General features: G+C 51.1%; 12 protein-coding genes and 1 tRNA gene. 9 read left to right on the plus strand and 4 right to left on the minus strand.

What is annotated here, in order from left to right; translation table 11 throughout:
• Nucleotides 1-29 precede the first annotated feature (29 nt).
• Together WHS88_07790 and phrB are read left to right on the plus strand one after the other, a co-directional pair.
• A complete protein-coding gene (locus WHS88_07790; GenBank protein ID MEJ5260074.1) occupies nucleotides 30-1739 on the plus strand; it encodes a glutamine--tRNA ligase/YqeY domain fusion protein in 1710 nt (569 codons plus the stop codon).
• Nucleotide 1740: 1 nt separating this feature from the next.
• Nucleotides 1741-3102 (plus strand): deoxyribodipyrimidine photo-lyase, encoded by a 1362-nt coding sequence (gene phrB / locus WHS88_07795; GenBank protein ID MEJ5260075.1) that lies wholly within the window; start codon nucleotides 1741-1743, stop codon nucleotides 3100-3102.
• A gap of 19 nt (nucleotides 3103-3121) precedes the next feature.
• Here phrB and WHS88_07800 read toward each other — a convergent pair whose 3' ends face one another.
• Entirely contained in the window at nucleotides 3122-3814 is a 693-nt protein-coding gene (locus WHS88_07800) for a DUF4203 domain-containing protein (protein MEJ5260076.1), read from the minus strand.
• A gap of 151 nt (nucleotides 3815-3965) precedes the next feature.
• Nucleotides 3966-4050: transfer RNA gene (locus WHS88_07805), tRNA-Leu, on the minus strand.
• 343 nt (nucleotides 4051-4393) lie between these two features.
• On the opposite strand from WHS88_07805, the gene WHS88_07810 reads away from it, so the two are divergent.
• From WHS88_07810 to WHS88_07820, 3 genes are read left to right on the plus strand one after another with little or no spacing between them, the layout of a single operon-like run.
• Complete coding sequence (locus WHS88_07810; protein MEJ5260077.1) at nucleotides 4394-5443, plus strand: hypothetical protein; 1050 nt, start codon at nucleotides 4394-4396, stop codon at nucleotides 5441-5443.
• A 55-nt stretch (nucleotides 5444-5498) separates the two neighbouring features.
• Nucleotides 5499-6998, plus strand: coding sequence for a nickel-dependent hydrogenase large subunit (locus WHS88_07815; protein ID MEJ5260078.1), 1500 nt, complete (start codon nucleotides 5499-5501; stop codon nucleotides 6996-6998).
• 4 nt (nucleotides 6999-7002) lie between these two features.
• The gene (locus tag WHS88_07820) at nucleotides 7003-7467 is read left to right on the plus strand and encodes a hydrogenase maturation protease (GenBank protein MEJ5260079.1); all 465 of its coding nucleotides are present in this window, start codon (nucleotides 7003-7005) and stop codon (nucleotides 7465-7467) included.
• 27 nt (nucleotides 7468-7494) lie between these two features.
• On the opposite strand, the gene ppk2 is transcribed toward WHS88_07820, so the two are convergent.
• The gene (gene ppk2, locus WHS88_07825) at nucleotides 7495-8322 is read right to left on the minus strand and encodes a polyphosphate kinase 2 (GenBank protein ID MEJ5260080.1); all 828 of its coding nucleotides are present in this window, start codon (nucleotides 8320-8322) and stop codon (nucleotides 7495-7497) included.
• A gap of 79 nt (nucleotides 8323-8401) precedes the next feature.
• A complete protein-coding gene (locus tag WHS88_07830) occupies nucleotides 8402-9307 on the minus strand; it encodes a metallophosphoesterase (protein MEJ5260081.1) in 906 nt (301 codons plus the stop codon).
• A 149-nt stretch (nucleotides 9308-9456) separates the two neighbouring features.
• Between WHS88_07830 and WHS88_07835 the strand changes: the two genes are divergently transcribed.
• From WHS88_07835 to WHS88_07850, 4 genes are read left to right on the plus strand one after another with little or no spacing between them, the layout of a single operon-like run.
• Nucleotides 9457-9867 carry a GntR family transcriptional regulator gene (locus WHS88_07835; protein ID MEJ5260082.1) on the plus strand — a complete coding sequence of 137 codons (411 nt, stop codon included), beginning with the start codon at nucleotides 9457-9459 and terminating at the stop codon, nucleotides 9865-9867.
• A gap of 2 nt (nucleotides 9868-9869) precedes the next feature.
• The gene (locus tag WHS88_07840) at nucleotides 9870-10793 is read left to right on the plus strand and encodes an ABC transporter ATP-binding protein (GenBank protein ID MEJ5260083.1); all 924 of its coding nucleotides are present in this window, start codon (nucleotides 9870-9872) and stop codon (nucleotides 10791-10793) included.
• On the plus strand, nucleotides 10790-11485 hold the full coding sequence (locus tag WHS88_07845) for a hypothetical protein (GenBank protein MEJ5260084.1): 696 nt from the start codon (nucleotides 10790-10792) through the stop codon (nucleotides 11483-11485). Before WHS88_07840 ends, WHS88_07845 begins: the two co-directional genes overlap by 4 nt.
• An 18-nt stretch (nucleotides 11486-11503) precedes the next feature.
• Entirely contained in the window at nucleotides 11504-13114 is a 1611-nt protein-coding gene (locus WHS88_07850) for a PLD nuclease N-terminal domain-containing protein (GenBank protein ID MEJ5260085.1), read from the plus strand.
• The last annotated feature ends 20 nt before the right edge of the window (nucleotides 13115-13134 follow it).

Below are 13134 nucleotides of genomic sequence, written 5' to 3' on the forward strand. Positions count from 1 at the left end.
AATAACAGGACACAATAAGTCGCAAAACTATGAGCCCAAACGAATCCAACAATAATAATCAGCCGCAACGGATGGACTTTATCCGGCAAATCATTGCGGAGGACTGTGAAAAAGGAACCTGGGGCGGTCGGGTACACACCCGTTTTCCCCCGGAACCAAACGGCTATCTCCATATCGGACACGCCAAAAGCATTTGCCTGAACTTCGGCATCGCTCAGGAATTCGGCGGCAAATGCAACCTGCGTTTCGACGACACCAATCCCTCCAAAGAAGACCAGGAATATGTGGATGCCATCATTGAGGATGTCCGCTGGCTGGGCTGGGATTGGGAAGACCGGCTCTATTTTGCCTCCGACTATTTCCAGCAGATGTACGACTGGGCGGTCGAGTTAATCAAAAAAGGCAAGGCCTATGTCTGCGACCTGTCGGCCGAAGAAACCCGTCAGTATCGCGGCACCCTCACCGAGCCGGGCAGAAACAGCCCGTACCGGGACCGTTCCGTTGAGGAAAATCTGGACCTCTTTGAACGAATGAAAAACGGTGAGTTTCCGGATGGGTCCCGGACTCTGAAGGCCAAAATCGACATGTCTCATCCAAATCTGAACATGCGGGACCCTGTGATGTACCGGATTCTTCATGCCACGCATCATCGAACCGGCGACAAATGGTGCATCTACCCGATGTATGACTGGGCCCACGGCCTGGAGGACTCTATCGAAGGCATCACCCACTCGATCTGTACGCTTGAGTTTGAAAACCACCGTCCGCTGTACGACTGGTTCCTCGACCAGCTGGGGATTTATCATCCCCGCCAGATTGAGTTTGCCCGCCTGAACCTCACGTATACCGTGATGAGCAAACGCAAACTCCTGCGTCTGGTCAAAGAAAACTTTGTCCGCGGCTGGGATGACCCGCGGATGCCGACCCTGCGCGGCCTTCGTCGGCGCGGCTATTCGCCCGAAGCCATCCGCAATTTCTGTAAGGTCATCGGCGTCAACAAGTTCAACAGCACCGTTGATTATGCCCTTCTCGAACATTGTCTTCGCGAAGACCTCAATAAAACCTCGCCGCGCGTCATGGCCGTCCTGAATCCCCTCAAGGTCGTTCTGACCAACTATCCGGACGGACAGACCGAACTGCTCGAGGCAATTAACAATCCCGAAGACCTGTCGGCAGGAACGCGGCAGGTTCCCTTCTCCAAAGTCCTATACATCGAGCGGGATGACTTTATGGAAAACCCGCCCAAGAAGTTTTACCGTCTGGCCCCCGGCCGTGAAGTGCGGCTCCGCTACGGCTACTTAATCAAATGCCAAGAGGTCATTAAAGACGGTGCCGGAAATATCGTTGAGCTCCGCTGCACTTATGACCCGGCCACCCGCGGCGGCGAAGCCCCCGACGGCCGGAAGGTCAAGGCCACTATCCACTGGGTCAGCGCCGCCCACGCCCTCGACGCAGAGGTGCGGCTCTATGAGCATCTCTTTACCAAAGAAGACCCGGAAGATGTCCCCGAAGGGCAGGATTTCACGGTCAATATCAACCCGGATTCTCTGAAAATCCTGACCGGCTGCAAGGTCGAGCCGTCTTTGAAAACCACCAAGCCGTTTGACCGCTGGCAGTTCGAACGGCTGGGCTATTTCTGCACAGACCCCGACACCCGAGACGGACATCTGGTCTTCAACCGAACCGTCACGCTGAAAGATACGTGGAGCAAAATCCAGCAAAAAGGCGACACGGAATGACATGATTCAGCCGGAGCGGATTCGAACCCTGAACCGCCGCCAAGCCCAGAACAGGGGATACGTTCTGTATTGGATGCAAAGCGCCCAGCGGGCCGTCTGTAATCATGCCCTCGAATACGCCGTCCGCTGCGCCAATGAACGGCAAAAACCGCTTTTGGCGGCCTTTGGGCTGACGTCTGCCTTTCCGAATGCCAACCTGCGTCATTATGTTTTTCTGCTCGAAGGCCTTCAGGAAACCCAGGCCGAGCTGGCGCGCCGAGGCATTCAGCTGGCCGTTCAAATCGGCAATCCCGCGGATGTCATTTCCACCCTTGCCACCCGAGCGGATTTGGTCATTACAGATGAAGGATACCTGCGCATTCAGTGTCAATGGCGAAGTGCCGTTGCGGAAAAAATCGACTGCCCCTTGTATGAAGTTACAGCCAATCTGGTGGTTCCGGTGGAGACCGCCTCTGAGAAAGAAAATTACTCCGCCGGAACGCTGCGTCCCCGCATTCATCGTCAACTGGAACGATTTCTTGTTCCGCTGCAGGAGACCCGACCGCATCGGTCATCGCTTTCGCTGCGGGTAAAAAGCATCCAAATCGACAATCCTCTTAAGCTGGCTCGCTCGCTGGGCATCGACAGTTCCGTTCCGCCTTCTCCTTTCTTCCGAGGCGGCTATCAGCAGGCCCGACAGCATCTACTTGACTTCCTTCAAAACAAGCTGGCTGACTATGACAAAGCCCGAAACAATCCCGTCCTCGACGGCCAGTCCAACATGAGCCCCTATCTGCATTTCGGCCAGATTTCTCCGCTGGAAATTGCCCTGGCCGCTCGCGAAGCAGACGAAAAAGCCGCTGCGTCCTTTCTCGAAGAACTCATCGTTCGGCGGGAATTGAGTCATAATTTCGTTTTCTACAATCCGAACTATGATCAATTCGAAGCCCTGCCTCACTGGGCCCAGCGAACCCTGCAGTATCATTCTCGTGACAAACGCCCGGTGCTCTACACTCTCGAACAGATGGAGACGGCCTCCACAGCCGACCCATACTGGAATGCCGCTCAGATGGAAATGGTCCTGACCGGAAAAATGCATGGATACATGCGGATGTACTGGGGCAAGAAGGTGCTCGAATGGACCCGCCGTCCCGAAGAAGCCCTTGAAATGCTCATCGCCCTCAATGACAAATACGAACTGGACGGCCGAGACCCCAACGGATACGCCGGGATTGCCTGGTGTCTGGGCAAACACGATCGCCCCTGGAAGGAACGGCCCGTCTTCGGACAGGTCCGTTATATGAATGCCGCAGGGCTCCGGCGCAAATTCAAGGCCGACCTGTACGTGCAGAAAATCCGGCGTCTGCAGGAAGAGCTGAAATAGCCCGCGGCGTTTCGGCGGATTACTTGATGTCCCATTTTGAAGAATGCTGGATGAACTTGTGCTGAATAAACATCCCAATCAGCGTCGGTACAATAATTACCGTCGGCAGAAACCACGGATGCAGGTAAATCAAATCCTCAATATATCGAGTGGGTTGCGGCTGATTGATTTCATATTCATGCAGAAGGGCTAAAACGCCCACCATTGTAATCAAGCTGCCCCCCAGACTGGTAAAGAGCATCACCGAGGCTTTCAGCAGGATAAAAGAAATCATCCCACCGGCCACAATCCCGATAATCGCCCCCGCCCAGATATACTGCTCCGGAAGTCGGCAGGCATACCATATCCCGCTTGTGATAATTCCTCCCGCTGCGGCCCCCAGGAAACTGACACACCATTTCATCAGCGGAACAGCCAAAAATGCAAAAACAGCCGTTCCTGCCAGTCCGCCGACTACGACATTGCCGAACCGTTCCCCCGCCATAATTCCCAAAAACATTCCCAGCAGTCCGAAAGAGATGACAACCAACACCCGAAAGATGCGCCATCCGTAAAGCAGATAGACAACTCCAAATGAAATCGCCAGAACGGCCTGAAACCAGGTCAGTGCCGTGATTTGCTCCCAGAGAAAATCCACCGTTTGGCGAACCAAACTCACATCCGCACTCGCCGACCGATGCACCTGTGCGGCAAGAAGCAGCCAGTTATCCATTTTTCTTCTCCACAACCATATTTCTCTATTTTAACAGATAATCCCCCTCTTACAATGCGAATATCGGTAATCTCTTCGAAAATCCCTTAAAAAAAGAGGACAAGACGTGTCAAATATGATGGGGAAGACAAGAACAAGAAAAGAAAGAGAATGCGGATGAGAGGAGTCGAACCTCCACGAGCGCAATGCCCACAGGCACCTGAAGCCTGCGCGTCTGCCAATTCCGCCACATCCGCAACAATCGCAAAATATAGTCTATGCTTTTTAATCCGTCAAGAAATTTGTTAACAGTTTTAGCCGTAAACAATTTTTGTGCCTCTTCATCATCCCATCGAAAGATAAGACTTTCCTATATAGGAATGCTCTATACTTACGTATCTTCCCCGTTTTTTTGTCATAAAAAATTTTTTACTGTAACTTCCTTTTCACCCGGCATTTACGAAACAAGAAAAGAGATTTTTATTTTCTTTTATTTTCTGTAAGTAAAATTCATTGATTAGGAGGAATATACAGATTAAAGGGGTTATAATTGACCTTTGCCTGAACAGGGGGCTGAAACCTTACGGAAAGGGTGGACTTATGCGATTGTCCAGACGGGATTTTCTCAAAATCGCCGGTGCAGCAGGCATCACTTCGGTTCTCCCATTGGACCTCATCCAAAAAGCAATGGCCGGTAACGGAGACCCTCGTGTCATCTGGCTTCAGGGACAAAGCTGCAGCGGCTGCAGCGTTTCGCTGCTGAACAGCGTAAAAACCACTACGATCGATGATATTCTTCTGAATAAAATCAATCTTGGATACCATTCCACCCTTATCGCAGCTGCTGGAGACTTGGCCATAAAAGGCGCCTTGGGGCCGCATCCAAACCTGACGGAACTGGCCGCATTTGAAAATCAGTGGCTGATGGAAGGCCCTGACCTGAAATTCGACCTGGATAAAGATGGACGGGTCAATCTGATTGATTTCAATGCCCTATGTAAACAAGGATATATTCTGGTTGTGGAAGGTTCCATTCCTGCAGAAGACGCCGCTTGTCCCGTAAAATTCTGTGACATCGGCGGTCATCTTTCTATGGAGGAGGCATTCAGCATCCTCAGCCAAAAAGCCGACAGAATCATCGCCCTCGGAACCTGTGCCTGCTATGGCGGCATCCCTCAGGCAGTTCCAAATCCCACAGGGGCCAAAGGCGTATCGGACAAACTGATTGAGCTGGGATACAGCAAACCCCTCATCAACATTCCCGGCTGTCCGGCACATCCGGACTGGTTTGTGCTGACACTCCTGAAAGTACTGGCCGGTCAAACAGTGACCCTCGACAGCAAAGGCCGTCCGGCGGATTTGTTCGGAGATTCCAGCAGCCAGAGAGTCCATGCAAAATGCCTGTTCCATCCCTCCCGCTGGCCCGGTTCAGCACCGCCGCAGGCCGCAACTCTCGGAGATTACGGCTGCCTTGAATCCCTCGGCTGCAAGGGCAAAAACACCTGGTCAAACTGCCCTGTTCTGAAATGGAACAGCGGCGGCCCCGGCCAAAACGGCGTGAATTGGTGTGTCGAAGCTCGGTCTCCGTGCTGCGGGTGCGTGGAACCGGATTTTCCGGATGGAAAGACCCCCTTTATTACGGGCTCCTGAATGCCGGAAAAAACATCTGAGTAAATCAGACTCAGCAGACATGAGGAGATGAAAAATGGCAACAACCTTTACAATAGACCCTATTACACGGATTGAAGGGCATTTGAAAATTGAAGTGACGGTGGATACCGTTGATAACCAACTGCAGGTTGTGGACGCCAGAAGCTGCGGAGTCATGTTCCGGGGTTTTGAAAAAATCCTTATCAATCATGATGCATTTGATGCTCCGATTATTTCCCAGCGAATCTGCGGCGTCTGCCCCGTTTCCCATGCCATGGCAAGCTGTCTGTCGCTCGAAAATGCTTTTGGAGCGACTCCGCCGGCCAATGGACGCATCCTGAGAAACCTCGTACTGGGTGCCAACTATATTCAGTCGCACATCCTGCATTTTTATCATCTGGCCGCCCTGGATTATATCAATACTCAGAGCATTCTGGACATGGCCCCGTGGGCTCCAAGATTTACCACACCGGACATGCTCTCCGGTGCTCCGGCGGAAACATTTGTCAGCCATTATGTCCAAGCCCTCACCATCCGCAGAAAGGCGCACCAAATGGGAGCCCTGTTCGGGGGCAAACTGCCGCATCTGGCCAGTTTCATGCCGGGCGGATGCCTGGATGTGGCCTCTACAGAGAAAATAGCGGCCTTTCGCGCTTTGCTGGATGAAATCAAACAATTTATTGATACGGTCTTTGTTCCGGACACACAGGCCTTAAAAGACCTCTTTCCTCAATATTCGCAAATCGGCCTCGGATGCGGAAAACTGCTCGCCTACGGCGTTTTTGACCTGAACGAGGCAGGCACTTCAAAGCTGCTGGCTCGGGGCAGATACGACGGAACCTCTGTGGAACCGCTGGACCCGGCTGTGATTACCGAAGACGTCAAATATTCCTGGTTCAGCAGTCCCAGCGGTCTGAATCCTTCCGTTGGAGAAACCGAAGCCGACCGCTACAAAGAAGGAGCTTACTCCTGGACCAAAGCTCCCCGCTACAATGGACAGGTCTATGAATTGGGGCCGCTGGCCAGAATGTGGGTAAACGGAGATTACCGAAACGGAATTTCCGCTATGGACCGTCTGATGGCCCGAGCCCTCGAAGCCCAAAAAATTGCGTATGCCATGGACAGTGCCGATCATACCTCGGGCTGGCTCAATGAACTTTCTGTGGGAGCTCCCTCCTACACAAAACCGGTCATCCCGACTGCCCCGGCCCTGCTGAACGGAATCGGTCTGACCGAAGCTCCGCGCGGCGCTTTAGGGCACTGGTCCACCATCAATCCGTATATCCCGGCCGGAAGCAGCACCGCAAAAGGGAAAATTCTGCGGTATCAGGTAATTACCCCGACCTCCTGGAACGCTTCTCCGCGGGATGACCAAAACCAGCCCGGCCCTCTTGAACAGGCATTAATCGGAACGCCGGTGGCGGACATCTCCCAACCGGTAGAAATTTTGCGGGTGATTCATTCCTTCGACCCCTGTCTGGCCTGTTCGGTACATCTGCTTCGTCCGGACCGGAAGAAGCCCCAAACCGTTGTTCAGACGGGTTGCTGCCTATAACAGAATGCCGGAAAAACCCCGAACATTAATTTTGGGCATCGGCAACATCCTTCTCGGGGACGAAGGAATCGGAGTCCGGGTCATTGAACATCTGCGAAATCTTTCTCTGCCGGATTCTGTGGACATCCTGGACGGCGGCACGTCCGGCGCAGACCTGCTTGATACCTTGTGCAGCTATGAACGGGTCATTCTGATAGATGCAATCAATGGAAACTATCCACCGGGGACTATCGTGCAGATGACTCCGGACGAACTGCTGCCGCCGAACCCCTCTGCTTTATCGCTTCACGATTTAGACCTGCCGCAGACTCTGGCGATGGCAAAAATGCTGGGACAAGCGCCGAAAGACATAATCATTATAGGAATTCAGCCTGAAATAATTGCCTGCACAATGGAACTCAGCCCCCGGCTGAAACGCTTACTGCCCGAAATCACCAAGCTCGTCTTGTCGCTGCTCAATTCGTTCTGACAATTCTGCAGAAACCGTTGTTGATATTCAATAAATCTGCGGAACGAAATTTTGGTCTGTAATCGGCGGTCTCACGTAGCCCTTGTCTTTCTGTCGAGGCGGCAGTTTAATCGGCGGCGGTGTCAGGTCCTTATACGGAATCATGCTCAGAAGGTGGGCAATGCAGTTCAATCGGGCTCGACGCTTATCGTCCGCCTCCACCACATACCACGGCGCCTGTTTGATATCCGTATGAGCAAACATTTCATCTTTGGCCTTTGAATATTCGACCCAGCGGGCCCGCGACTCCAAATCCATCGGGCTCAGTTTCCAGCGTTTGGTCGGGTCTTCCAGACGGGCCTGAAAACGACGCTCCTGCTCTTCATCGCTGACGGAAAACCAATATTTAATCAGAATAATCCCTGAGCGAATCAGCATCCGCTCAAATTCCGGACAGGAACGCAAAAACTCGCGATATTCCTCCTCCGTGCAGAATCCCATCACCCGCTCTACCCCGGCTCGATTGTACCAGCTGCGGTCAAATAGGACCATTTCACCCGCCGACGGCAAATGGGCGACATACCGCTGAAAGTACCATTGCGTCTTCTCTTTCTCTGTGGGTGTCCCCAGAGCCACCACCCGGCAGATGCGGGGATTGAGCTTTTGCGTGATTCGTTTGATAACCCCTCCCTTGCCGGCGGCATCCCGTCCTTCAAAAATGACAACAACCTTCAGGCCTTTGTGCTTAATCCACTCCTGAAGTTTGACAAGCTCGATTTGAAGTTTTTCCAGTTCCTTCTCGTAAAATTTCTTGTCAAGCTTTTCCGGTTTCTCGGAAGCAGATTTTTCCCCCTTCTTTTTCTTTGCCTTACCCATCGGTTTCTCCTGTAAAAAACAAGGGCTATTACAGGACGTACTGCATCTTCTTCATCCTCTCCTTACCGGTTGTTATCGTCTATCTTTTTCGCAAGGTTAACAGGGTGATTTCAGGCGGACAAAAAAACCTGACCGCAATTCCGGAAACTCCTATTCCTCTGGAGGTATAGCCGACTAATCTGCCTTTTTTCCATAAGCCCTTTGCAAAACGTCTGCTGACCGATGAACAGGTCACGGGCGGGAAGCCGTTCGGCAGGCAGACTTGTCCGCCGTGAGTATGTCCGCAAAGGCATAAATCAAACAAATATTCATCCGTTTTGTTCACAATTTCCGGAGAATGCGACAAGAGAATCGAAAAACAATTCTGAGGAATTCCGGCTGAAGCGGCCTCTAAATCATCCCCTTTGTAATAATGACAGTCATCCACACCAGCCAAATAAACGCATTGAGCGTCTCTTTCCAGGCGGCAATTCTCGTTAACGAGCATCCGAACCCCCCATTTTTCGAGGATGCAGCCCATTTCGTACCGGTCGTGATTGCCCAAAACGCCGTAAACAGGCACACGCTTCAAAAGCGGCTCGGCAATCTTGTGCATCTGCTCAACCGCTTTTTCCGTCAGGTCATAATGAAAGGCACAATCCCCGCCCAGCACGGCAATATCAAAATCAAGCGGCTCTACAGCCTTTATCAAGGCCTCCGGCAGCCCTTCGAGAGGTTCGATGTGAAAATCCGACAGCCACAGAACCCGCAGCCCGTCAAACGCCTCCGGCAGACGTTCAAAAGCAATTTCGACCCTCTCAATCCGCAAATCGAAAAGATTCTGAAAGCCGATTTTATAAAGGCCGGATAGTTGAAGTCCTTTTTCTACAAGACGTTCCAGCCGCTCCATATCCTCCCAAGTTAAACCGGCAAATCCGGGCCGGCGAAGTTTATACTTTCCCGTCTTCTGCTCTATTTCCATTCGGTTTTTTGATATCGGTCCCATAGGTTTCCTGTAGTCAAAAGAGAGTATAACTATCTCAATAACAAACAGTTAGAGTATTGTCATAATCTTTTTTAAAAAATTATTTGACAGATGACGAAAATTGTATTAATACGATTAATACAATATGTCTCATTTGAGAGGATTTCTTCATGGCCCTTTGGGTTCAAATCTCGCCTGGTTCGAAAGACCCTCTTTATGTGCAGATTGCCTCTCAAATCAGCCGGGCGATTGCTCTGGGGCATCTTCGGCCGGGCGATAAACTGCCGCCCGTGCGGAAACTGGCCGAAGAGCTGGTTATCAACCCCAATACCGTCGCACGGGCTTACCTCGAGCTGGAGCAGCAGGGATTTGTCGCCTCCAAAACCGGCTCGGGCACCTTTGTCCTCGACCCCGCCCTTCAGGACGATAAAGACCTTGCTCAACTGAATCTGCTCGGCCAGCGCATCGATACGCTTATTGCTCAGGGCCTAAATCTCGGGCTGACACCGCAGAAGCTCATCGAATTTTTTGAAGACCGAGTCCGCCGTTTTCTGTCTGAACAAAATAAAAGGAGCTCCTAACGATGAACGATTTTGTCCTGCAGACCTTTCAGCTAACCAAATATTATCACAAGACCCCTGCGCTGGACCATCTGAATCTGAGTATTCCCAAAGGATGCGTTTACGGGCTGCTCGGCCGAAACGGTTCCGGCAAAACCACGGCGATTAAACTGATTCTCGGGCTGCTTACGCCCACCGCCGGCCGTGCCGAAGTATTCGGGCATCCCTCCGACAATCTGCCGCCGTCTCTGCGAAGCCGCATCGGCTACATTACCGAAGGCCATCACCTTGAACGATGGATGACCATTCGAGAACTCGAACAGTTTCAGAAGGCCTTTTATCCCAACCAATGGGACCCCAAGTTTTTTGCGGAAATGCTCGATTATTTTGAATTATCCCCGAAACGCAAAATCAAATCGCTTTCCAACGGCCAGCTGGCTCAGGTCAATCTGGCCCTCACGCTGGCCGCCAATCCGGAGCTGCTGATTATGGACGACCCGACGCTCGGCCTGGATACGGCGGTCCGCCGGCAGTTTCTGGAGGGAATGGTCCATCTGATTCAAAAGGAAGGACGCACCATTCTTTTTTCCAGCCATATCCTCAGCGATGTGGAGCGGGTGGCCGACCGTATCGCCGTCATTGACAAAGGCGTTCTTCGGGCCGACTGCACCCTCGAAGAGTTTCGCATGCAGATTCGAAAATATCTCTTTGAATTTCCGCAGCCGAATATCCCCGTCGATACGCTGCCGGGTCTGATTTATTCCAAGCAGAATCAGCAGATACTCGAAGCCACCGTCGTCAAAATCCCCGAAGAGACGATTTATGAATGGGCCCGCCGGCATCAGGCCGCCGTTGAACCCATTTCAATGACCCTCGAGGACCAGTTCATCGAGTTTACCGGCCCCAAACAAGCCCGAAAACTTTTCAGCTGGGAGATGTCTGTATGAAATACCTTGCCCTCCTGCGTAAAGAAATCCGCGAATGCCTGCCCTGGGCCATGACTGCTGCGGGAATCCTATTTATCTTCGGTTTTTACAAAACAGTTTCTCCTGATCTTCGGCAAGTCTACCTGATAAGTTGGGACGAAAACCCCGGTTCGTTTATTAAAAATGATAACGCATTTTTTACAGACACTTCTGTCAGAGATGTAGGTCCCTTGCTGCTTGCGGTCAGTTACGGATTGGGAATTGCTTTGGCCGTAAGGCAATTTTGGTTTGCCCACTTTACAAAGACATGGCCGTTTCTGCTGCATCGCAGCATATCTCGCTTCAAGCTGCTGTGGGTCAAAATCACCGCAGCCGTCTTCTTTTTATTTGTCCCGATTCTGGGCATCTGGACTTTGCTCTTTCTTTATGCTTGTTTTGTAAGGGACTTTCCCCCGCCGCCGACTTTCCGAATCTGGCTGGAAGGATTGTTTTTTATTACCCTGGGTGCAGTGCTCTATCTGGCCGCAGCAGTAAGTTTTATGCTGCCGACTCGTTGGTACACGACACGATTCTTTCCTGTCCTGTTTGCTTTTCTCGGCATTAATCTTGCCTTTTCTCCTCTTCCGCTGCCGTATCTTTTTTTATTCATCGCAATTCTTTGTTTATACTTGGGAACGATGCTGTTTGCTGAATTCAAATACCGAGTATTCTAATCAGAAGGAGGAAACACGATGAGACATACAATTTTTCGAAAAACCTCTTCTCTGTTGAAAATATTCCTGCTGTTGTCTGTTTTTCTCATGCTGTCACTGACAATAACAACAGCAATATACCTCTTCTTCCAGTCCAGAATTGCCATCCAAGAACTGAAGAAATTCCTTTCCAAATCAAAAGAAGACAAGCCGGAAACACGAGAAGAGAGAATCGGCAATTCTTCCTTTCGATATCTTCCGGATGGAACTTTGCATCTGATTCGCTTTCGCGGGAGACTCGGACCAAAAGAAACCGCGGAGATATACGATACGAAAGATCATATTCTTTGGACCGGTTCAAGCGAAACGATTCCATTTGACTACTTGAAAGAAGCAGAAACTCTTTTGCGTCCCACCCAGTTAAGAAGAGACTGGAGCAGCCCCTGCCGGCAGATTACGTCAACATTTACCCAAGACTGGATTTTTCCGGTCTTATCCGATGACGGCAGGAAAACAGAATATTGGCGATATGACTTTCGCCGAAATGTTTTTGTTGGATACAACAGCGCCAAAACCGTTCTCGGCTATTGTTCAGCAGCCGGGTTCACAGACGATATCAAGCAGACCCGTCCATTTGCCCCCATAACAGGGTTTAAAGCATGGATTCCGGTTTGGTCCTTTTCCCCCAGAGCATTTCTTATGACCGTTGATGCGGTTTATGAAGCAGATTTTGAAAATCGCAGTCTGCGCACCCTTTATAGATATGAAACCGCCAAGATTACCAAAGTCCAGCAGAGCAACTGGAAAGGGTTGGCGGACACAGAACCTAACTCTATTCCTGCACTCTTCATCTGCTGCCGGAAGCAGCCCCCCATCCTAATTGTCGGAGATTCCTCCCCGCTCACTCTCCAGGTGCCCGATTCCTTTCCGAAAGATGCCTACGAACTGTTTACCTTGAATTATGGAAATGGTTCATTTTATCTAAGCGCCGGCTGGTACAAAGAGGCACCAATGCCTTGGAATATTCAAGAACTTTTGGCGTGGCATGAAAAAAACAAAGGAAAACCAAAAACGCTCTGGGCTGAACTTTACAAAATTGAAGCCGATGGAACTCTTACCCGTTTAAATTACTTTGAATACACTCGACCCGTTGAGTTGCCTAAATCAAATCGAGAACAAAAGATGCTCGAAATGATTCAAGGATACACTTCCCTGACCAACCCGGCCTGTTTTGCCTGGGTTTTTAATTGGATTAAAAGCCGTTACGACAATGATTCAGATATTTTTTCCAGTGCTGCATGGTGGGCACCTATTTATTCGTTCCTCGAATACAGCCAACCAACACAACCACTTCTTTATTATCCAGTTATCCTGCTTTTCACAGCGGCAGCGTTGTTTCATGCTTTGCCGCGCCGAACCTCCTGGGGAAAAACGGCTGTCTGGCTTCTTTTTGTCTTCTGCTTTAACCTGGCCGGGTTTCTGACCTATCTGGCTTTGAATCACTATCCCGTAATTCGCTGTCAGTCCTGCGGGCGCACACGTGGGCTTAACCGCCCGGACTGTCCGTCCTGTGGGGCCCCGCTGCCTTCCCCGTCCGCCCGGGATACCGACTTAATCTATCCGCCGTCTCCCCAAACAATGCTGCCCTGAGACTGGAATCGGCCGGCCGA

The organism is Anaerohalosphaeraceae bacterium (assembly GCA_037479115.1).
Classification (GTDB): Bacteria; Planctomycetota; Phycisphaerae; order Sedimentisphaerales; family Anaerohalosphaeraceae; genus JAHDQI01.